Here is a 20,818-nt window from a genome sequence, read left to right as displayed (position 1 = left end):
AAAAAGGGTATCGGAAGTTAAGTCTCTCCGGACTTCAGCTCCTCCAGAACGCTTATTCTGGTTTCCTCATCCTGAATGCCCTCAGCAATCGACAGGGCTCTATTTATCTCGCCCCTCCTTGCGTAGGATATGGCAATATCCCCCAGCAACCCGGATGCCCTCTTTTCGTCCTGAATTATCCCTGTTATCGTGAGGGCTTCCTCCAGAAGTCCGATTCTCAGGAACCGCCTCCCGACACTTTCAAGCTCGCTGTCATCTGGTTTGAATTTTCCAACCAGGATTGTGTTAAGGGCATCTTCAAGAACCGACCTGCCAAGCCTCCTGTAATCATGGAGAAAGAGCCAGTAGGATATTTCGAGGAGTGAGAATGCCTTCTCCCGTGGAGGCAGAAAGCGGGTCATCTTCATTGCCCTCTCTATATCCCCCATGTTAATCAGGTCAACGATTGCCGCACTCTTTCTCTTGAGAACATCCTCCACAAGCTCCATTTTCTCCTCCAGCACCTCCACCTGGAGGGTGAAGCGTATTGAGGCATAGAGCTCCCTTGCCAGTCTGTAGAAGTCGAGGGCTCTCTCCGTTGGGGTTTCGTCCCCGGTTTTTTCTATCAGGCGGGCAATCTTTATAAGCGCTGATATTACCTCGGAGTATAGCGCCCTTGAAAACTGGAGCTGCTCTACAGCGAGCCTGAAATACTCGTAGGAGTCGCTGTATCTGTCGGAGAGGGCAAGATTCCGCGCTATGGCCGCAAACACCTCTGCCTTGACCCTGGGCGACCTCAGAGACTCCGCCATCTGAACCGCGGATTCAAACGCTTTTTCGGCATCCCTGTCCCTGTCAAGGAGGTAGAGGGCACGGCCCAGAAAGGACATGGCGACGATTTTTTCGGGTGTTGAGGTTATTTCATCCAGTGCATCCAGCATCGGGGGAAGTACATCCTCCCTTCTGGAGATTTCGATAACAGCAACCAGAGCTTTCAACCGCTTCACGGGATCCCCTATTTCCCCTGCCTTTTCCACGGCTCCCCTTACATCACCGACCTCAGCGAGATGGATTATCTCATCCACCCCTCGACCTCCTGTCCCATTCTTCAAGCATGAGGTCAAGAGCGAGGAGATTCGTGAGCTTAAGCCTGACCCTCCTCTCCTCCCAGTCTATGCTGCCCTTAAAATCGTTGAGGAGGTCAAAAACCTTCTCCGCTTCCCTGGCCGGAAGGTTCCTTCCGTAGAACTCCTCACCGCAGTGAGGGCATTTAAAAACAAAATCCCCGAGACTTTCCATAAAGGCATTTCTGTCCTTCAAAATCTCCCTGAAATCCTCAAGTTCAAGCATCTGTTCAACAAGCTCCTCCCATTTAAGGGCCCTTCCACACAGCGGACACCTCGCCATTCATATCCCCCTCAGAAATTTTTCAACCTCTTTAATCAAAAACTTTAGGGCATCATCGAGATTGGATCTCCCGTTGGCCCCTGCGGCTCCGGCATGTCCTCCTCCCGAGCCATCAATAATCGGCCCCACCATCTCCATTATTCTACCGAGGTGGAGGCCTTTCTTCACGAGATTTTCCCTTGCCCTTGCCGAAATCCTTACGCCTTTTTTTTCGCTTCCGACTATGGCAACGTCGGCCCCCAGCTGGAGAAATGTTTTGCAGGCTAAGGATTCATACGCGGAAACCTTTGATACCGCTATTATATACCTGCCTGCCTTTTTAAGCTCCATCCTCTGACAGGCCTTCAGCACCGCCATTCTCCTGGCGCTGTCTATGTTTTCATCGCTGACGGGACTCACAAGGCCGTATATCTCCCCCATCTGAATGTCGAATCTCTCAAGAATCTCACCAACCGCTTTAAATGTCATGGAATTGGCAAAGCGGAAGTTCGCGGTATCCGTCACTATCCCTGCCAGCAGAGCCTTTGCGGCAGTCTCATCGTAGAACCCGAGGTATTTAAAAAGCTCCCAGACAATCTCTGCCGTTGAGGTTCTTGAGGACTCGATGAGGGTTATGTTTGCCCTGATGGGTTTCTTCTTCTCGGCATGGTGGTCAATAACGATTACGAACTTCTCATGCGGAATCTCAATGGGTTCGAGCTGCTCTATTGATGACGTGTCAAAGATTACCACCACATCCTCCCTGACATCGGGATTTATCTCAACCTCCGCAAATTGGAGCAGCCTTTTTGCATAGGAGGAAATGCTCTGAGAAACCCCTATGCGGTTTTTAATCCCCTTTGAGGTGAGATAGCGGGAAAAGGCTATTGCACTACCCAGTGAATCGGGATCGGCATTGTGATGACAGAGGAGAAGAAATGACCTATCCTTTGAGCCATCAAGGAAGCGCCTGAGCTTAAGCTTTCCCCTCATTCCAGCTCCTCCAGGGCTTTTTCCATGCGCTCGATAAAGCGTTCGGCATCAGCGAGGGTAGAGTGTTAGCACAGTACCTTTCAGCGATCCCCCCACGATTGGATTTGGCAACACTCCGAATGTCTCTGGCAAAGGCCTTTGCAATTTCCCTCTGTCTCATAATCCCACCGGCGTGAAGCTGGATTTAACCATTAACCCTTACCAGCGATCTCCCTGAGCCTTTCCTCGACCTTTCTGTAGGCCTTCTCAAGGGCCTCCTCCACGAGGGCGTCAACGTCCACTTTAACGAAAATCGGAACCTCGATGTAGAGCTCAAGCTCCAGATTGAGGGTTTCATCCCGGGTTACCCTCACGACAGCCTCGATGTCCTTCACCTCGCTCTTTGTAAGGTGAGCAAAAACATGGTTTATAGCTGTCTCCTGTGCCAGCTCTCCGATGGCCGCAAGCTCCTCCTCGCTCATCTCGGGGAGACCTATGTGTATGACCCCTGTTTTCATGTCCATCCCTCAAATAAATAAGAAAGATCAGCCAGCGGTGGGCCTCAGTGCGGCCTGTATCCTCTGGGTTAGCTCTTTGAGCTTCTCGTTGAGCTTCTTCTCCTGCCTCTCAAGGGCGTTTAACCGGATCTCAAGCGTTTCGACCTTTTCCCTGAGTTCCTCAACAGCTTTATCCTTCCCGGTTTTGACTATGAGCGTCCCCACTGTCCTATAAACGGGAGTCCCGGCCTCTATTCCCTCAATCTCTTCCAGGGCCTTTTTTGCGTCGCTGAGCTCCAGCTGGACTTTTTGCTTCTGCTGTATGACGAGCTGAAGCTGCTGCTGGTAGCTTTCAAGCTGTCCCAACATGGCCTGAACCTGTGGTGGAATATTCTGCATTTGCATCCCCCAGAAAATACTTGAGAGGGGCATTTAAATAGTTTTAGCTCTACCCGTGGGTTGGAGTTTGGCCTTTTTTTGGAAGTTCCTCCCCGAATTCCTGTGTGAGTACAATATCTAAAAATTTTAATACTCCGACAACCAAAATAAATAAGGTGGATCTCCATGGAAGATCCTGAACTTCTCATGGAGGAACTTCAGGCAGCGACTTCCAGAATGCGGCAGCTTATATCAAAGTTCGAAGACCTGAACACCCAGATTCTTGAAATCAAGAAGGAACTGTCGGCTATCATGGAAGAGCAGAAAGCACTGAAATTTAGAATAGACGACCTCGAAAAAGCTCTTAGCGTTAAAACAGATGCTATTGAAAGAGATATCAATAATACGGACTTAAAAATTGAGGAAGCAAAGGAAGAGCTTGAATCCCTCAGGAATGAACTTAAAACCCGGGCTAAAACCCTTGAGAGTTCCATAATGAACAGCATGGAAGGGCTTAAACTTCATATAGATGGAAGGAGTGAAGAACTCAGTTCCGGGCTGAGCGAGACAATGAGCCTTATCAAAAGCTTGGACAGTTCTGTGGCCATAACAAAGTCCCTGGTGGTGGATTTAAAGTCAAATCTCAGAGTATTTTCAAAGGAGATATCCGAGAATCTTAAACAGATGGACGAGAAGAATTCTATGAGGCAGCAGGAAATCATCCAAACACTGAAAGAAGACATGGGGGATTTGAAGAAACTCCTTGATGAGCACAGCGGTCTCCTGAGCATACACAGCGAAAAACTGCTGGTTCTGCAGGGGGAAGTGATCTCCCTGAGGGAGTCCATGCTCCGGAATTTTGGTGAGGTTTTCACGAAACTTGAGGGCATTGCGTATCTGCTCCGGGAGGGAATGGAGAATGAGTGAACGGATAGATTTTGAAATGCTCGAGGAATATGTGAAATACTCCTCGGACGCCAGAAAGGTTATGGACAAGGTAAAGCGTGGAAAGGGGCTGTCCAAGGAGGAGCTAACACTTGCAATAGCCTCAAATCTCCTGGCCGCTCAGGAGGAGAGCCTGAAAAAATACGTTGAAAGCCTTGAGAGGATAGAGAAGGTTGTAAGCAGCTCTGAGACAAATGAGGAAAGGATAAGGAAAACAATTGAGGAGCTCGGCAAACTTATATCCGCCCTTCAGGAGGACATAGATAGATACTCAGCCGCTTATTCAAAGCTGGTGAAAATCTCCGATGAGCTTGAACCCTCGATGTATAAGTTTAATGAGGTTATAGGGCAGCTCAATGAATCCGTTGTTATTCTGAGGGATGAAAAAAAGAAACTTGACGAGAAAAGAAGGGAGTTCGAAGAAAAAATTGCCCAGCTTGAATCCCTCAGAGAGCAGAAACTACAGCTGGAGGAGGAAGTTACCAGACTTAAGACAGACGTCCATTCTCTGGAGGAACAGAAAGCCTCGTTAGAAAGGGAAATCGAAGAGATGGAGAGCAAAAAGACGTGGTTCCAGGAAAAAGAGGAGCACCTCACACAGCTGGAAAACCAGCTTAATTCAAAGATGGGAGAGCTCATGGAAAAGGAGAAGATGCTGGTAGAAAAGGAGCGGGAGCTCGCAGAAAAGGAGCTTGAACTGAAATCGGTGTCCGAGAGGCTGGCTGAAAAGGAGAAGGAGCTCGCTCACATTGAAGACCTGAAAAAGGAGCTTCTGAAAAAAGAAAGGGAACTGGAAGAGAAGAAGGAAACACTGGAAAAAATGCTGGCACAAATTACGGAGAATTTGAAATATCTCGAAGAATCCGGAAAACAGCTGCAGCGGAAGGAGGAACTCCTGGAGAAAAAGGCCAAAGAGCTCAGTGAAATAGAGTCAAAGCTGAAGACATGGAGGGAGGAGCTGGATTCCTTTGAGAAGCAGCTGAAGGAGAAAGAACTCACCCTGCAGATTCTGGAGGATTCTCTGGAGAAAGAAAAGGAAGCCGTAAAAATAGAGAAATCCAACATAGCGAAGGAATACTCGAAGCTTGAGGAGGAGAAAAAGGAAATCAGCAAGAGATTTCTGGAGCTGGCAAGCCAGGAGAGATATCTCTCTGCCATGATACGGGATTACACAGAGAAACTCCAGAAAATCAGTGAGAAGGAAACTGAACTGCTCAAGAAGGAAGATGAGCTGAGAAAGCTTGAGGAATACCTCGCCACCAGGGAGAAGGAGCTGATGCAGCGCATAGAGAACCTCAAGAAGGAGAACATAACGCTAAAGGACAGCCTCAGCAAATGCCGTGAGAGACTTAAAGAGCTCTCCAGCTGAGTACGTTATACTTCAGCTGCATCCATGGCGGCTTTGATCCAGCGGAGGTAGGAGTTCAGAGTCCCCCTGAGGGCGGAATTGTCCGCAGCAGAAAAGCGCATTACTATCTTTTTTCCTTTAAGAATGAAATCCACCCGGCTTCTCCTGTACGGGACGGTGAGATGTTCATAAAGAACGCTCTCGTAGACGATTCTTGCGGTATTCTCATCAGGAAATTCAATTTCCACATATCCCTCAATGTCACTCATGGACTTCCCTCTTCCTGATGCCAATTTTTTCCTTATAGTCCCATCTCCGGCCATCTTCCATAATCCAGATTTTAACGCTGATTAACGGCCCGACAGCCCGCTCCATGGTTATGTCGAGGCGATGGAAGTTGAGTGCCATCCCCCTCGGATGCCTTTCAACCACACCGAGGACATCGGTGTTGTTTTTATCCGCTATCGTCTGAAGGCTTCTGTCCCCTCTGGGAACGAATTTGCCCCCGGTTAGCTCGGCAAACACCTGGGCAAAGGCGACATGGTCAAGACCCACGCGCTTGGCCGTCGTAACGACGAAGGGCATCTCCTCGCGTATGGGACGGATATCCCTAAAACCAATCTCACGCTGTAGCTTTATCCCGTGGAGATAGAGATAACCGAGATAGCCCCAATCATCCGGAGAAACCTTAATGAAGGTCATCTTGAGGGGATTCCCCTTCCAGACATTGATTATCAGAAGCCTCTCGTAACCCCTGTCATAGGCTTCCATGAGAAGGTCCTGGAGGGTCTTCTTGCCCCGGGTCAGATAGAGGGCATTGGGAAAAACCTTCTCCAGATCATGCCCAAAACTTCTCGTCCTTCTCGTGGGCCTGTGAGAGGTGGTTATCAGCATCATAGATATCACTCACTTGAAGGTAAATAAAAGCTTTTTGAAGAGAATCAGATTGCTTTGACCCGTCTCGCCACTTTGGGGCGGGGTTTGTAGAGAATCTTGCTGCCGCAGTACGGGCATCTGACTTCCCTGGTATTCTCAAGGTCAATCTCAACCTCTCTACCACACTTTGCACATCTATAAATGCCTTTCGTCATTTTCCTCACCAAAAATAATTAGATTCAGGCCCTTGAAGAGGTAACCCTCTTCGCGACCTTTCCGGCAGGGGTAACCGGCAGATAAGCCCCACCTGCGAAGGTGGCACCGCACTTCTGGCACTGCCATATGCCGGTGCTTATCCTTCTGACTGCCTTCCTTCCGCATACAGGGCATACATGTTTCTGCCTCATCTTTGCCTCAACGGCTGCAACCCTTCTCCTGATCTTGAGACCGTACCTCGGACCGAATCTTCCGGCTGAACCAACCTTGGTAGTTCTTCCCATGAGCATCACCTCTAATGATATTGAACCTGAAGGCTTATTCTAAAGACGTTTTATAAATCTTTGCATAATTCCGGACATCGGGGGAGGGTTCCTAGTAAACCTTCCGCTGGAGCACAGCCTTTGGAAGAGGCCGGCGAAAAGCCCTTGCTTGGCAAAAAGTTAGAGGTTTTTGAGTTAAACCTCTTTAAAAGAGTCCTTAAGTGAGTTCTCACCCAAAACAGTTAATTTTAACCAGAAACCACCGAAAATCACACTCCAAGAAAGAGCTACAAGCTTTGATCAAACTTTCGTTCGGCGAAAGTTTGTACTGGTGGGGCCGCCGAGATTCGAACTCGGGTCCCGGGCTCCCAAAGCCCGAAGGATAGGCCAAGCTACCCCACGGCCCCCGTTATTCACATAGAACATTAGCTGGAGCCCCGGGCGGGGTTTGAACCCGCGACCTGCCGCTTACCAAGCGGCCGCTCCACCAGGCTGAGCCACCGGGGCACCGTTGGATTGGTATCTGGATTAGCTTATAAATTTTTCTATGGATTTCTCCATCCATTCAGGCACCTATTTCGAGAGTTTGCCCGTCAGCCCCTCCAGAACCTCCCTGAAGCTGGCGGCATCTATCCACCTTATGCCCATCTTCTGGGCCCATGTGAGTATCCCGATATCGGCGGAGACTATGGTGGCATCAAGTTCCTTTGCAAGGAGAATGAGCTCAAAGTCCTCCTTGCTGTCGACTATTCCCTCCCTCAGGGCTTTGCGGTAATTCCTCCGCAGCTTCTGGATTATTTTATCAACGTTATCCGTTTCGATGACGCTCTCCCTCACGGCTTTTTCAGCAACGCGCAACCCCTTGTCTATCCTCCTCCTTATATCCTCAATGAGCTCGTACACAACAAAAGCCGGTATTCTGATATCATGGAGGTTGGGAGGTTTTTTTATGATATAAAGCTCAATATTCGGAGAAACCTCCTCCCTATCCACGAAGTTCATAACCTCCCTGTAAATGCCGGGGGGCATGTAGAACTCCACCTTCCCGAAGAGCCGCTCGGCATACACCAGAAAGGATTTCATGGCCTCTGTTGGGGTCTCCCCGAACTCCTTTCTGACCTCGGGATTGACAAAGATGCTGGTATCAAGAACAAACTTCATCCCGACCACAAGCTTATTTAGTCCCCAGAGTTTAAAATCCTTGGGTGATGAAATGAAGATTGGAGTGGTTTTTGGAGTCAGCGAACTTGCAAATCCGAAGGCATTTGAGAAAAAGGTCTCAAAATTTCTGACCCTGCTGGCCGGTGAATTCGAAATCAAGGGCGGTCTGATAGTCTCAACCCGGGATGAGGCGAGGAGCGAAGAGCTTGATTTTAAAGATGTCGATGCTGTCCTTATCTATCCCCTCACGGGAGGGACGGAAAACACGCTCAAGGGCTTTTCCTACTTCAGAAAACCGGTAATCCTCTACGGGGACACGTTCAACAACTCGATAGCGGCGGCCTTGGAGCTCAGGGAGTATTTCAGGGACAGATTGATACCTTCTGCTCTGGTAAAGAGCCTTGATGAGCTTAAGGCGGCTTTGCTGGGCTATGAAGATATGAAGGAGATGCTGGAGAGGTTCCTGAATCTCAGACTCGGCCTCATCGGAAGGGTCTCCCCATGGCTCATAAACGAAAAATTCGAGCTGCCGTATATCCATATAAGCCTGAAGAAGTTCTATGAATACTACGAGGCAACCACAGACGCGGAGGGCTGGAAAGCTGTGGAGGATATAGTGGCCAAGGCCGTGGAAATAAAGGAACCGCAGAGGGAGGATCTGGTAAAGGCCGGCAGGATATACCTGACATTAAAGAGGATTGTGGAGGACTACAGGCTTGATGGCTTCACGATTGGATGCTTTGACCTGCTTCAGAAGCTGAAGGGTACGCCATGCCTCGCACTGGCCATGTTCAATGCTCAGGGTATTCCTGCGGCATGTGAGGGCGAGCTCAACTCCCTCCTTGGAATGGCGATAGCGAGGATTTTCTTCAACAAACCCGCCTTCATGGGCAACATAGCTGATTACGGGGATGATTATGTAATACTTGCTCACTGCACAGCTCCTCTGATAGCCGGTTACAGCCTCAGATCACACTTTGAAAGCGGCATCGGTGTCGGTGTGGAGGTGGGCCTGCCGAAAGGGAGGGCATCCCTTCTGAAAATCAGAGGAAGAAAGGTGGTGGTGGCAGGAGTTGAGGTCGCAGGAAGGGAGAGGAGCGAAAGCAGATGCAGGACACAGCTCAGACTTAAAATAGAGGAGGCAAAGGATTTCATGGATGGAACCCTTGGCAATCACCATCTGCTGGTCTACGCGGACAGCGAGGAGCTGGCGGATCTGCTGAGCGAGCTTGGCTTTGAGGTCATGCTCTACTGATATCTTTTTTCTCTGCAATCTCAAAGAAAAGTTAAAGATAAAAATACAGGTTGCTGGAATCTGTTCCCATTCTAAAGGGCAGGGCTCCCGGCGGATGACGATTTTCTCTGGTAGAGGTAGAGCACCGCCATAACTATGACTCCTGCACCCACGACAAAGTGGTTCAGTGTAGCGCCTGAAACGCCGAGGATTACAAGGACAACCCTGAATACCTTTGGCACTGACCCCTTAAGATGCCCCGTTATGCCAACCGCCATCATGTACATTATGAACACAGTGGCTATGAGGTAGTAGATAACCTTAATTGCCATCTCAGGCGTCCAGTGCTGCACGGTTATGAGGAACATCTCCGGGTGTGTGAAGTATATGTAGGGCCCGATATATCCTGCAAGGGCGTATTTTACTGCATTTATTGCAGTTTTCCAGAAGTCTCCCCCTGCCAGAGCAGAGCCAGCGTATGCAGCCAGCGCCACCGGAGGCGTCAGGTCTGCGAGAATTCCAAAGTAAAACACGAAGAAGTGAGCTGCGAGCAGGGCTATTGCAGTGCTGTATCCCGGGACAGAGGCAGCGTAGACCGGATTGTTCTGAACAGCGGTATATACCGCCGGAGCTGCTACCAGAGAGGTGATAACATAATTCGCTGTTGTGGGGACTCCCATACCAAGGATCAGGCTGAAGATCATTGCCATTATGAGGAGCAGGAACAGGCTTCCTCCCGCAAGCTCCACAAGTCTGAAGCCCAGACTCGTAACAAGCCCTGTCATTGTGAGCACTCCCTGGATCAAACCGGCGCTTGCGGCTGCGAGCATGACTGTGGTGCTTGTTTTACCTGCATCGATCATGGATTCATAGGTTGCCCTGTACATTTTTCTGCCGCCCTCTGTCTGTGATTTGTAACCGACTATAAGGGAGAATATGATGCCGAAGACTCCTGTAAGCAGGAGAATCTCCTCTTTTCTCAGGTAAAGCAGCTTCCCCCATGCCACGAGGATTATGAAAAGGATGCTTATGTAAAATTTCTCGTTGAACTCAACCATATCCGTGGTGAATTTAAGGATTATGAGCAGAATTCCAAGGGAGAGGACTATCAGTCCCACTGGTTTTGCTATTGTCATTGAGCCCACCGTGCTTTCTCTGCTTGTGAACATCAGGAGTGTGGTTGCGAGCATCACCGCAACATAGAGTTTTTCATTTCCCGGAATTTCCTCCTTTGCAATCCACGCCACCCATATAGCCACCCCAAGGGACGAGACGGCTGCGATATGCGGTGCTATTCCCCATATGAGGGCTACGGTAATCACCAGAATCGGCAGGAGAATGTAGAGCTTCCGCAGGAAGTACCTGATTGGCTTGAAGTGTTCTCTCGGCATGCCTTTTAGGCCCAGGCGCTTTGTTTCGAGATCTATGAAGAGATAAACTCCCGAATAGTATATCAGCGCTGGCAGTACTGCTGCAATTATGAGTTTGTTGTATGGGATTCCAAGGAACTGGGCCATAATGAATGCGGCTGCACCCATAACGGGGGGCATCAACTGGCCACCTGTGGATGCGACAGGCTCAACAGCCCCCGCTATCTCCTTGGGGTATCCCGCTTTCTTCATCAGGGGGATTGTGAATGTGCCCGTTGTCAGAACATTGGCAACCGAACTCCCGCTTACGGTTCCCATCAATCCACTTGATATAACAGCCGACTTGGCCGGTCCCCCCGGCCGTGTTCCAAAAACCGTTATCATGAACTCGGTTATGTAATCGCTGACTCCAATCTTCAGCAGGAATGCTCCGAAGAATACGAACGCAAACACATATATCGTCATGACATAGTAGGGTATGCCGAAAATACCCTGATCAAGGTAGAGGTACTGAGCAATACGCGTCCAGTTGTAGCCGGCATCCCTGATTCCATACAGGATGAACACCGTGACAATGGCCGGCAGAATCCATCCAATTGTTCTCCGGGTGGCTTCCAGAACCAGGAGAATTGCCAGAAATCCGAATATGACGTCCATCTGGTTCACGTTGTAGTAGACCATGTACGTGGGCCATCTCCAGAACTTATAGAAGGCGGCTGCGAGACCGAGCAGTATGAGTAGATAGTCAATGATATTGACTTTTTTCAGATATTTCTCACGTTTTAGCAGGGGATATCTGAGGAATGCGATTACAAAAATCATGCCCAGCACAAAGGCCATTACCTGCTGATCCTGGAAGTCGAACTTCAGGAACTCAAGCTTTATTCCCATCTTCTCAAGCAGGGAATATACCGAGAAGTTAAAATTGAAGATGAACAATATCTCAAAGATACCTATCAAGATGGCTGCAGCTTTGACAGCATTCTCAAGCCTCGGAGATAGGGTTCTCGTGGTTTCCAGTTTTATCTGTTCCTCTAATTTCTCAAGGTTTTCTCCCATTTCTAACACCTCCTTATCAACATCAGGATTAAAGGCGTTCTTCCAACATTGATCCGCAGAATACCCTCCTCAGGGGGCTGAATAAATACCGTCCTGCCATTAATTTTCAGGGTAGCCTTATTCAGAGGGATGAACCAGTATTCCCACGATCTGCCGAGGTACATGTTCATATCCTTGACATAAAAATCCCCGGAGCGGTATTGAACATCGGTGGGCTGCCCGGCAAGAAATTCCTGCCATTTCTCCTGAATGGCATATATACCCTGGTCCGTGATTCGATATACGTCCACGACTTTGGTGAGCGAAACACTATGCGTATAGTCAACATCAAGCGTTTGGGTGGAAGAGAGGGGATAATAACACTCCTTTCCATCAAATTTTATCCCGACTGTTTTGACAGGGAAAATCATGGAAGCGACTAACAGCAAAAGCAATAACAATAAAAAAAGAAAGAATTTCTTCAAAAAATCCACCTCCTCACTCCTTGGGCTTGTATCTATCCGGCACTGTTATGCCGTGCTCCTCGTAGTATTTAATGGCCCCGGGGTGGAGGGGTATCATAAGACCATCAAATGCGTGGTTTATGTCAATCTGCTTTGCGACCTGGTGTGCCTTTGCGAGTTCATCGAGGTTCCCGTAGAGAATCTTTGTTATTTCGTAGACGACCTCATCGGGCACGTCCTTGTGGACTATCAATGTTGACTTGACGGCAACGGTCTGGGCATCCTCCGTCATTCCGTTGTAGGTGCCCTTGGGTATTATGACCTTGACGTAGAAGGGATATCCCTGGTCATGAAGCTTCTGGATAACATCATCTGGAATTGAGAGAATTCTCACCGGAACCTTAACGGCTATCTGGTTAACCGCGGGGGCTGGGTATGCGATAACTGTAAATTCAGCATCAACCTGTCCGAGAACCAGGCTCTGAGCAGCCTCTTCAAAGGTCTGATAAATCTTGTCTATCTTATCCCAGACACCTGCAGCTTTAAGAACCCTCTCAGCTGTCGCGGCAGTACCGCTTCCAGCGGCACCAACAACGACCTTTTTGCCGGCTAAATCCTGCAGGGTCTTTATATCGCTGTCAGCTCTTACGACGATCTGAACCGGTTCAGGATACAGGGTGCCTATTGCCCTGAGAACCTTAATTGGCTTTCCTTCAAACTGGAATTTCCCTTCCCATGCATACCATGTGACATCGTTCTGGGCAATTGCCACCTGGGCTTCACCCTTCCCAACTGCCTTACAGTTGGCAACACTGGCGCCGCTCGTAACTGCTTTGGCGGCTATGTCATTGCTCTTCTTGTTTATAACCTTGGCGAGCATTGAACCGATGGCAAAATAGACGCTGCCCGGCCCCGAGCCTGTATAGATGGTAATTTCCCACTTGCCCTGGTCGTTTTTCTGAACAATCGGCTTGCTGGTGCTTGTTCCGCTCGTGCCGCCGCTGATACAGCCCGCTGCAACTACCCCAACCAAAACAACAAACAAAACTCCAATTGCTTTCCATTTCCTCATTCTTTATTCACCCCATACGCGTTCTCAAACAATACCCATGCATGTATATACATCCTAAATATTTGTAAAGTCAAGGATTATATATTTTTCGGCCATTTGGAAGATTTACAAATCAGTAAATAAATTGAAATGCAGGAGAGCGAAGATTTTTCAGTAGTAGTACCAGATTGTCCAGTAGTCGTTTGAGTCCTCTCCGATGCCCTCCAGATATTCGAGATACTCCTTAATGGGAACGTCCGGGTAGGTGTATAATTTGGTTTCACTGATGCCCTTCTCCCACGGGTGCATTAGGTATATTCTGCTGCCATCGGGTCTTATGCCGACGAGTTCCCTGTCCTGCCATGCTCTGAGATGGTTCTTGCCCATCCTCGGAACGTTGAAGACCGGTTCATCCGGCCTGAACTGTCCCGGGAGAAGCCTTGCCTCTTCCTTTCTCTCCTGGACAACCCTCGCTATCGGCACGAGGTAGTCCTTCTGTTCTATCTTGCCCTTCGGATAGAAGGTGTAGTACGGGTCAATGCCAACCTTTTTGAGGGCAATCCTAAGTGCTACATTCTCAAAACGCCTGCTGACGTTCCTCTGGTAGACCAGCTGGTTGTAGATGTAGATGCCCTGACGTCTTATCTTGTATGCCGCCTCCCCCATCTCTGGTGTTACCTCATAGGCGCTCTCGACGTGAGTTGAGATGGAGACATTCCTCCTGCCCGGCTCTATGTATGAACCGAGTATCTCTGCCAAACTGTCGGTTATCCTCATAGGAACGGTCACGAATATTCTGCTGCCCCACCGGATGTTAACAACGTGATCCATCTCCGCCAGGCGGGCCATTATCCTGTCGATTATCTTGTCGCTTAAAGCGAGTGGGTCGCCGCCGGTTATGAGGACATCCATCATCGAGTCGTGCTCGGCGAACCAGTTTAAGGCTTCCTCGATCTTCTCCAATCCAGGGAATGAGCCTGCCATGAAGGGCTCAAGAACCTCCCAGTTCCTCTGGCAGTAGACGCATATCTGCGGGCAGGTATCGTAGGCCTTGAGAATCGCTATTGTAACGTACCTCCTCGTTACCAGGTCTATCGGCGAGGTGTCATGCTCTCCCATGAAGTCGAAATAGTATTCCCTGTCCTCGCGGTGGATTATCATGTTCTTCATGTACCAGTCGGGGGGCATCACCTGCCTCCTGACCTGCCTGTCATGCCTGTACGGCTCTTCGAAGTCCCAGAGGTGCAGGTAGTAGGGTGTTATCCCCCATGGAATGTGGTACTTGACGGCAAGTTCGACCTGCTTGAGGTCATCCTCCGGAACCTTGACTATGCCGAGCTCATTGAGCTCCCTGAGCGTTTCGAGGCCCTTTTCCCTCTTGAGGACGTGGGAAAACTGCCACTTGTAGTCGAACCATTTCTCCTCGGTTATGCCGAAGTATTCCATAAGCTGTTCTCTCTGCTTCTTCCTCTTCTCGATTATCTCCCTGTCGAGGCCGCTTGGATACCTCTTGAGGTAGCCCCTGATGTAGTTCCACTCCTTGTCCAGATACTCAGAACGGGCAAGGGCCGCTTTTCTTCCCTTTATTTTGCTGAAGTCCACAAATTTTATGCCAGCTGCCTCAAGCTTTGGCCCGAGCCACCCTTTGGAATAGCCGCTAACACCGGCTATGGCTTTAAAAAGATGCCTGAACTCCTCGACAAAGCCCTCTGTAATTATGCTGAGAACATGGGCATCACCCTTAGCAGCCTTCAGCAGATACTCCAGGGTGCTGAAACCGGCGGCTTTTTCTCCGTATTCGGAAATAATATTGAGGAAGACATTTATTGACTCAATGGCAAGCCACCTGTCGATTGGGTCGACCTTAATCCTGCCGTTCTTGTACCTCCAGAGAAGCTCCCCGAGGAATTCCGAAAGTTTTCCTCTGGCCTCTTCGAGGCTTTCGCTGGTGAGCAGGATGTTTTTGATTTCCGGAAGGGGCTCAAATATTTCCAAAAACTTTTCATGCTCTATCCCCTGTTTGAGTCCCCAGGGGGATTCCTCCACATTAAATGTGGAAATGGCGCTTTCCATCTGTTTTTCCATATCAGCACCTCCATGTCCATATTTGGACATATACACCTCTCAGGACATTGCTGTACTCTTTCCATCATCGAGGTTTCATTACAGTTCTTAGTGAATATCAATGGCGTTATATATTTTGCTTTTACATAGAAGTAAAACATTACAAAATTCAAAATTTATTGGAAAAATAGCGAAAAATTTTACATATTTTGTAATTTAATCCGAAACCTTTGCTAAATAAATACTTAACTTATGTATCATCACGAAGATTTGACTTTCTAAACATAAAGATTACCTTTATCTTGGACAATACGGGGTATCCGGGAGGTTGCTTCATCTAAACACAAGGCTTTTTAATGGGGCCTGTTTGCACTCTATTCGAGGTGTTAAAATGAAGGTCATAATGACGACAAAAATAGACTTGGCATCCATGAATATAATGGACAGGCTTATTGAAAATTTCGGATTTAAGGAATACGGGCGCTCATTCGATAATAATCCAGTATATTATAAGAATGACACGTTAATACTGACAACGAACGGAGAGATGATATACTACGACAACCTCGACGAGAGTGTAGCAAAGCAGCTTGGATTTAAACCCGAGATAATTGTATTCGCCTCACGTCATTCCAGCAGGCAGAAGATGCCAGCGCTGACCACGCACGTCACGGGTAACTGGGGGAATGCGATGTATGGTGGAAGGGATGGGAGCCTTGCAGTGGCACAGCCGAACGCCATGAAGCTCGCTTTATTGAAGCTCAGCGAGCTGAACGACCTCGGGTGGACCGTATGCTACGAGGCCACCCATCACGGGCCGAGCGAGCTTGAAGTTCCATCCCTCTTCATTGAAATCGGGTCAGGTGAGGAGGAGTGGAAGAATGAAAGGGCGGGGGAAATAGTGGCCGAGACGATAATGCACGTCCTCAGAGGATACCAGAGAGCAAAATTCAAAATTGCGATTGGAATTGGCGGCGGACACTACGCACCGAAGCAGACAAAGAGAGCGCTTGAAACAGATGTGGCCTTCTCGCACATAGCCCCCAAATACACCCACCCAGTATCAAGGGAGATGCTCATCAGGGCCATTGAAAGAACCAGCGGGAAAGTCGATGCGATTTATGTGGACTGGAAGGGGAGTAAAGGAGAAACCAGACAGATGGCAAAAGCTCTGGCCGGAGAGCTCGGACTGGAGTTCATAAAGGACTGATCATACCAGGATAACCTGTTAAACGCTGGGTTTAAAGCTGAGTTTCCGGACATTAATTAAGGAAAGAAGAGGAGGCACGGAGATCGAAATCATCATATACCAAATCGAAACGTTTAAAGCTGTTGACCTTAAATTCTAAAAATAGCAGTGTCTCTTTGGCTAAAATTTATATACCATCTGAATACAAACTGAAACAGATGTTAAATTGCTCCCCGGAGGGTGAAAGGATGTTGAAGCTGATTGAAAATGCGATTGAAAGAACCTCTTCAGAGATGAGCAACGCACCCGAGATTCAGGCTCCGCAGACGGATGTTGATGAGGAGCTTAGAAGGCTTTTAGAGCAGATTCAGGCAAAGATTTATGTCATCGGTGTCGGCGGTGCCGGCTGTAATACCGTTAACAGGATGATGCAGGTGGGAATTCAGGGTGCCAGAATTATAGCTGTTAATACCGATGCTCAGGATCTTTTAAAGGTTAAAGCTCACAAGAAGATTTTAATCGGTAAGGAACTAACAAGGGGTCTTGGAGCTGGAAACGACCCAAAAATGGGTGAGGAAGCTGCAAAAGAAAGTGAGAGAGATATAAGGGAAGCCCTTGAAGGTGCCGACATGGTTTTCATAACATGCGGTCTCGGCGGTGGAACCGGAACAGGTGCCGCTCCAATAGTTGCGGAGATGGCAAAGAAGATGGGAGCACTTACAGTTTCGGTTGTTACACTTCCGTTCACAGTTGAGGGCATTAGACGCATCAAAAACGCCGAATACGGCCTTGAAAGGCTCCGGAAGAACAGCGACACGGTTATAGTCATCCCGAACGACAAACTCATGGAGGTAGCTCCGAACCTGCCGATACACATGGCGTTCAAGGTTTCCGATGAAATTCTCGTTCAGGCTGTAAAGGGTATAACGGAGCTCATTACGAGGCCGGGACTTGTCAACCTCGACTTCAACGACGTCAGGGCGGTCATGAAGGACGGCGGTGTTGCGATGATAGGCATCGGTGAGAGCGACAGCGAGAAGAGGGCGCTTGAAGCGGCCCAGCAGGCCCTGAACAGCCCGCTGCTTGATGTCGATATCAGCGGGGCTAAGGGAGCATTGATAAGCATTGCGGGCTCGGATGTGAAGCTTGAGGAAGCCCAGAACATAATTGAACTCGTGACGAGCAAGCTTGATCCTGAAGCCCAGGTAATCTGGGGAATTCAGCTTGACGAAGAGCTCGGAAAGATGATAAGAGTCATGATAGTGGTTACGGGTGTGAGCTCGCCTTATGCCGTTGCCGAAGAAGAGCTCCCGAGCTTTGGGGAGGAGGGTGAAAAGAGAATAATCAAGCTCGATCTTGAAGAGCTTTAATCTCTTTTTGCCATTACAATTTTAGCGAGGTGTTGAAAGTGGCAGAGAGCTACACAGAAAAGCTTAAAAAGTTCCTATCGGAGTCGAAGAGGGTTTTGATGGTCACAAAAAAACCCGGTGGGAAAGAGTATAAAATGGCTGCAAAGATCACCGGGCTCGGAATGCTGCTAATAGGTCTCCTCGGCCTTATTACCCGTATCCTGGGCTACCTCATTACAGGACAGTGAAATATTGGTGATTGGAATGGACGGCAAGATCTACACAGTCAGGGTTACAGTTGGGCAGGAGGAAACAACCGCAAAGCTGGTCTACAGCAAAATTAAGACCTACAACCTTCCGGTTTATGCCATTCTGGCACCGTCGAAGGTTAAGGGCTACATATTCGTTGAAGCTCCGAGCAAGAGTGCGGTTGATGAGGCTATAAAGGGAATCAGACACGCCAAGGGGACACTGCCGGGTGAGGTGCGGTTTGAGGAGATAGAGCACTTCCTTGAGGAAAAGCCTGCGGTTAGTGGTTTTGAACCCGGTGATATTGTGGAGCTCATCGCCGGGCCCTTCAAAGGCGAGAAGGCCAAGGTTGTCAGGGTTGATGAGGCGAAGGATGAAATCGTCGTTGAGCTCATCGGGGCCATAGTGCCAATCCCCGTTACGGTCAGAGGGGAATACGTTAGACTTATAAGCAAGAGACAAAAGGAGTGAAGGGGTGAGATTATGCCACAGGTTGTCGAGGTACTTGTTGAAGGAGGTAAAGCTACTCCGGGTCCTCCGCTTGGACCTGCCATCGGTCCCCTGGGATTGAACGTTAAACTGGTCGTTGACAAGATCAACGAGGCGACGAAGGACTTTGCAGGGATGCAGGTTCCGGTTAAGATTATAGTCACCGACCCGAAGAAGAAAACCTTCGAGATTGAAGTCGGTGTTCCACCCGTCAGCCAGCTCATCAAGAAGGAGCTCGGCTTAAGCAAGGGATCAGATGCTCCCAAGAACAACATCGTTGGAAATCTCACAATGGAACAGGTGATCAGAATCGCCAAGGCAAAGGTCGACCAGATGCTGGCGGCCGATTTAAAAGCGGCAGCAAAAGAGGTCATAGGGACAGCTCTGAGCATGGGCGTTACGGTTGAGGGCAAGGATCCAAGGGAAGTCCAGAAGGAGATAGATGAAGGCGTATATGATGAGGTTTTTGCTGGCGCTGAGGAGTGAGGGAAAAGTTTAAAAGCTCCTCTTTTTACGCATTTTTGACTTTTCCGCAGGCTTAAATCAAAAAAGAAAGGAGGGCTGTAAATGGCCTTTGACAAGCAAAAAATCGTGGAAGCGGTGAAGGAGGCTAAGGCCCGGGCTAAGCCGCGCAACTTCACACAGACCGTCGAAGTGGCAGTGAACCTCAAGGATATTGATTTGAGGAAACCTGAGAACAGGTTCAAGCTTGAGGTTATACTGCCACATGGTAGGGGTAAGGAACCCAAAATCGCGGTCATAGCTGATGGTGCGGTCGCTGAAGCGGCCAAAAAGCTCGGGCTGGATGTTATTAGTGGAGAGGAATTGGAGGAACTGGGCAAGAATCCAAGGCAGGCCAGAAAACTCGCAAAGAGCTACGACCTTTTCATAGCAGCAGCTCCGCTGATGCCGAAAATCGGTAGATACCTCGGTCGCTATCTGGGTCCGAGGAACAAGATGCCTCAGGTCGTTCCGCCAACAATGACGAACCTGGAGCCGATAGTCGGAAGACTCAGGAGAACGGTCAGGATTCAGCTCAAGAACAACCCGGTTGTCCATGCACCTGTTGGCACTGAGAAGATGGAGGATGAGAGCATAGCGGAGAACATCGAGGCAGTTCTCAATGCCGTCATAGGAAAGCTTGAGAGGGGCGAAAACCAGGTAAGGTCAGTGTACGTCAAGACAACAATGGGACCCGCTGTGAAGGTGGAGAGGTGATTCGAATGGCTCATGTTGCTGAATGGAAGAAGAAGGAAGTTGAAGAGCTTGCAAAGATACTCAAGAGCTATCCAGTGATCGCCCTCGTGGATGTAGCGGATGTCCCGGCTTACCCGCTTTCAAAGATGCGTGAGAAGCTCCGCGGGAAAGCTTTGCTGAGGGTTTCAAGGAACACACTCATTGAACTTGCCATCAGGAGAGCAGCACAGGAGCTCGGAAAGCCTGAACTTGAGAAGCTCATCGAGTACATAAGGGGTGGAGCTGGAATACTCGCCACGGAGATGAATCCGTTCAAGCTCTACAAGCTCCTTGAGGAGAGCAAGACACCCGCTCCAGCCAAGCCAGGAGTCCCAGCTCCGAGAGATGTGGTCATACCAGCCGGCCCGACATCAATTGCACCAGGCCCGCTTGTGGGTGAGATGCAGTCTCTTGGCATACCAGCGAGAATTGAGAGGGGTAAGGTTTCAATCCAGAAGGATTACACGGTCTTAAAGGCCGGAGAGGTTATAACCGCCCAGCTCGCGAGAATCCTAAATGCCCTCGGAATTGAGCCGCTTGAAGTGGGTCTCAACCTGCTGGCAGCTTACGAGGACGGACTCGTATACACGCCCGAAGTCCTCGCAATAGACGAGAGCACGTACATAGAGATGCTCCAAAAGGCTTATATGCAGGCTTTCAACCTGTCAGTCAACACAGCATACCCGACGAGCCAGACAATCGAGGCAATCCTCCAGAAGGCATATCTCGGAGCAAAGAACGTTGCGGTCGAAGCGGGCTACATCACCAAGGACACCGTGGAGGACATACTCGGCAGAGCTTTCAGGGCTGTCCTGCTCATAGCAGGGGAGCTGCCCGAGGAGCTGCTCGACGAGAAGACCAAAGAGCTTTTAAACCAGCAGGCACAAATAGCCGTTGCCGCTCAGCCTCCACAGGAGGAGAAGGTTGAGGAGGCTGAGGAGGAAGAGGAAGAAGAGGAAGCAGGTGAAGAGGAGGCCCTCGCAGGACTGGGGGCACTGTTTGGATAAACCTTTCAATTTCCCGCGTATCGAAAATAAGTGAAAATAAAGATAATTTGGAGGTGC

General features: G+C 49.2%; 24 protein-coding genes and 2 tRNA genes. 10 read left to right on the top strand and 16 right to left on the bottom strand.

From position 1 onward, the window contains the following. Nucleotides 1–17: 17 nt before the first annotated feature. The 5 genes from ACYQ27_RS09105 to ACYQ27_RS09085 all read right to left on the bottom strand — a co-directional run bounded on the left by ACYQ27_RS09105 (nucleotide 18) and on the right by ACYQ27_RS09085 (nucleotide 3,233). Complete coding sequence (locus ACYQ27_RS09105; protein WP_460041502.1) at nucleotides 18–1,064, bottom strand: tetratricopeptide repeat protein; 1,047 nt, start codon at nucleotides 1,062–1,064, stop codon at nucleotides 18–20. Next, a complete protein-coding gene (locus tag ACYQ27_RS09100; RefSeq protein WP_456453171.1) occupies nucleotides 1,057–1,386 on the bottom strand; it encodes a hypothetical protein in 330 nt (109 codons plus the stop codon). The genes ACYQ27_RS09105 and ACYQ27_RS09100 overlap by 8 nt, the downstream gene beginning before the upstream one ends. Next, nucleotides 1,387–2,358 (bottom strand): DHH family phosphoesterase, encoded by a 972-nt coding sequence (locus ACYQ27_RS09095; RefSeq protein WP_456394588.1) that lies wholly within the window; start codon nucleotides 2,356–2,358, stop codon nucleotides 1,387–1,389. Between the two features lie 191 nt (nucleotides 2,359–2,549). Next, complete coding sequence (locus ACYQ27_RS09090; RefSeq protein ID WP_456394622.1) at nucleotides 2,550–2,855, bottom strand: DUF3194 domain-containing protein; 306 nt, start codon at nucleotides 2,853–2,855, stop codon at nucleotides 2,550–2,552. A gap of 27 nt (nucleotides 2,856–2,882) precedes the next feature. After that, nucleotides 2,883–3,233: a prefoldin subunit beta gene (locus ACYQ27_RS09085; RefSeq protein ID WP_456453187.1), complete on the bottom strand. Its 351-nt coding sequence runs from the start codon at nucleotides 3,231–3,233 to the stop codon at nucleotides 2,883–2,885. 165 nt (nucleotides 3,234–3,398) lie between these two features. Here ACYQ27_RS09085 and ACYQ27_RS09080 point away from each other — a divergent pair, with 165 nt between their 5' ends. Both ACYQ27_RS09080 and ACYQ27_RS09075 read left to right on the top strand, forming a co-directional pair. Next, nucleotides 3,399–4,139, top strand: coding sequence for a hypothetical protein (locus ACYQ27_RS09080; RefSeq protein WP_456394587.1), 741 nt, complete (start codon nucleotides 3,399–3,401; stop codon nucleotides 4,137–4,139). Continuing rightward, a complete protein-coding gene (locus tag ACYQ27_RS09075; RefSeq protein ID WP_460041501.1) occupies nucleotides 4,132–5,526 on the top strand; it encodes a coiled-coil domain-containing protein in 1,395 nt (464 codons plus the stop codon). The genes ACYQ27_RS09080 and ACYQ27_RS09075 overlap by 8 nt, the downstream gene beginning before the upstream one ends. Nucleotides 5,527–5,531: 5 nt before the next feature. Here ACYQ27_RS09075 and pcc1 read toward each other — a convergent pair whose 3' ends face one another. From pcc1 to ACYQ27_RS09040, 7 genes are all read right to left on the bottom strand, one after another. Next, nucleotides 5,532–5,774: a KEOPS complex subunit Pcc1 gene (gene pcc1 / locus ACYQ27_RS09070; protein WP_456394585.1), complete on the bottom strand. Its 243-nt coding sequence runs from the start codon at nucleotides 5,772–5,774 to the stop codon at nucleotides 5,532–5,534. Continuing rightward, nucleotides 5,767–6,402, bottom strand: a complete 636-nt coding sequence (locus ACYQ27_RS09065; RefSeq protein WP_460041500.1) for a ribosomal biogenesis protein — start codon at nucleotides 6,400–6,402, stop codon at nucleotides 5,767–5,769. Before ACYQ27_RS09065 ends, pcc1 begins: the two co-directional genes overlap by 8 nt. 44 nt (nucleotides 6,403–6,446) lie before the next feature. After that, nucleotides 6,447–6,596 carry a DNA-directed RNA polymerase subunit P gene (locus ACYQ27_RS09060; protein ID WP_456394583.1) on the bottom strand — a complete coding sequence of 50 codons (150 nt, stop codon included), beginning with the start codon at nucleotides 6,594–6,596 and terminating at the stop codon, nucleotides 6,447–6,449. Nucleotides 6,597–6,620: 24 nt separating this feature from the next. Next, nucleotides 6,621–6,881 (bottom strand): 50S ribosomal protein L37ae, encoded by a 261-nt coding sequence (locus tag ACYQ27_RS09055; RefSeq protein WP_456394620.1) that lies wholly within the window; start codon nucleotides 6,879–6,881, stop codon nucleotides 6,621–6,623. 308 nt (nucleotides 6,882–7,189) lie between these two features. Then, nucleotides 7,190–7,267, bottom strand: a tRNA-Pro gene (locus tag ACYQ27_RS09050). 23 nt (nucleotides 7,268–7,290) lie between these two features. Continuing rightward, nucleotides 7,291–7,367, bottom strand: a tRNA-Thr gene (locus tag ACYQ27_RS09045). A gap of 66 nt (nucleotides 7,368–7,433) precedes the next feature. Further along, nucleotides 7,434–8,021 (bottom strand): RNA ligase partner protein, encoded by a 588-nt coding sequence (locus ACYQ27_RS09040; RefSeq protein ID WP_456394619.1) that lies wholly within the window; start codon nucleotides 8,019–8,021, stop codon nucleotides 7,434–7,436. Between the two features lie 52 nt (nucleotides 8,022–8,073). Here ACYQ27_RS09040 and ACYQ27_RS09035 point away from each other — a divergent pair, with 52 nt between their 5' ends. Further along, a complete protein-coding gene (locus tag ACYQ27_RS09035) occupies nucleotides 8,074–9,276 on the top strand; it encodes a hypothetical protein (RefSeq protein WP_456394582.1) in 1,203 nt (400 codons plus the stop codon). A 71-nt stretch (nucleotides 9,277–9,347) separates the two neighbouring features. Here ACYQ27_RS09035 and ACYQ27_RS09030 read toward each other — a convergent pair whose 3' ends face one another. From ACYQ27_RS09030 to ACYQ27_RS09015, 4 genes are all read right to left on the bottom strand, one after another. Further along, nucleotides 9,348–11,684, bottom strand: a complete 2,337-nt coding sequence (locus ACYQ27_RS09030; RefSeq protein WP_456453144.1) for a TRAP transporter permease — start codon at nucleotides 11,682–11,684, stop codon at nucleotides 9,348–9,350. A 2-nt stretch (nucleotides 11,685–11,686) separates the two neighbouring features. Next, a complete protein-coding gene (locus ACYQ27_RS09025; protein WP_460041499.1) occupies nucleotides 11,687–12,148 on the bottom strand; it encodes a DUF1850 domain-containing protein in 462 nt (153 codons plus the stop codon). Nucleotides 12,149–12,161: 13 nt separating this feature from the next. Further along, nucleotides 12,162–13,199: a TAXI family TRAP transporter solute-binding subunit gene (locus ACYQ27_RS09020; protein WP_456394579.1), complete on the bottom strand. Its 1,038-nt coding sequence runs from the start codon at nucleotides 13,197–13,199 to the stop codon at nucleotides 12,162–12,164. Between the two features lie 150 nt (nucleotides 13,200–13,349). After that, on the bottom strand, nucleotides 13,350–15,263 hold the full coding sequence (locus tag ACYQ27_RS09015; RefSeq protein ID WP_456394578.1) for a KamA family radical SAM protein: 1,914 nt from the start codon (nucleotides 15,261–15,263) through the stop codon (nucleotides 13,350–13,352). A 370-nt stretch (nucleotides 15,264–15,633) separates the two neighbouring features. Between ACYQ27_RS09015 and ACYQ27_RS09010 the strand changes: the two genes are divergently transcribed. From ACYQ27_RS09010 to ACYQ27_RS08980, 7 genes are all read left to right on the top strand, one after another. Then, entirely contained in the window at nucleotides 15,634–16,452 is an 819-nt protein-coding gene (locus ACYQ27_RS09010; RefSeq protein WP_456453140.1) for a D-aminoacyl-tRNA deacylase, read from the top strand. A 227-nt stretch (nucleotides 16,453–16,679) separates the two neighbouring features. Next, a complete protein-coding gene (gene ftsZ / locus ACYQ27_RS09005; protein ID WP_456394576.1) occupies nucleotides 16,680–17,801 on the top strand; it encodes a cell division protein FtsZ in 1,122 nt (373 codons plus the stop codon). A 38-nt stretch (nucleotides 17,802–17,839) separates the two neighbouring features. Then, nucleotides 17,840–18,028 (top strand): protein translocase SEC61 complex subunit gamma, encoded by a 189-nt coding sequence (locus tag ACYQ27_RS09000; RefSeq protein ID WP_456394575.1) that lies wholly within the window; start codon nucleotides 17,840–17,842, stop codon nucleotides 18,026–18,028. Nucleotides 18,029–18,044: 16 nt separating this feature from the next. Beyond that, nucleotides 18,045–18,500, top strand: coding sequence for a transcription elongation factor Spt5 (locus ACYQ27_RS08995; RefSeq protein ID WP_456394574.1), 456 nt, complete (start codon nucleotides 18,045–18,047; stop codon nucleotides 18,498–18,500). A 12-nt stretch (nucleotides 18,501–18,512) separates the two neighbouring features. After that, nucleotides 18,513–19,004, top strand: a complete 492-nt coding sequence (locus ACYQ27_RS08990; protein ID WP_456394573.1) for a 50S ribosomal protein L11 — start codon at nucleotides 18,513–18,515, stop codon at nucleotides 19,002–19,004. 81 nt (nucleotides 19,005–19,085) lie between these two features. Beyond that, complete coding sequence (locus ACYQ27_RS08985) at nucleotides 19,086–19,736, top strand: 50S ribosomal protein L1 (RefSeq protein WP_456453138.1); 651 nt, start codon at nucleotides 19,086–19,088, stop codon at nucleotides 19,734–19,736. Between the two features lie 5 nt (nucleotides 19,737–19,741). Then, complete coding sequence (locus ACYQ27_RS08980) at nucleotides 19,742–20,761, top strand: 50S ribosomal protein L10 (protein WP_456453136.1); 1,020 nt, start codon at nucleotides 19,742–19,744, stop codon at nucleotides 20,759–20,761. The last annotated feature ends 57 nt before the right edge of the window (nucleotides 20,762–20,818 follow it).

This window comes from Thermococcus atlanticus (genome assembly GCF_054657855.1).
Note: the sequence above shows the minus strand (reverse complement) of the source record. Positions and strands in the feature narration are given on the sequence as shown.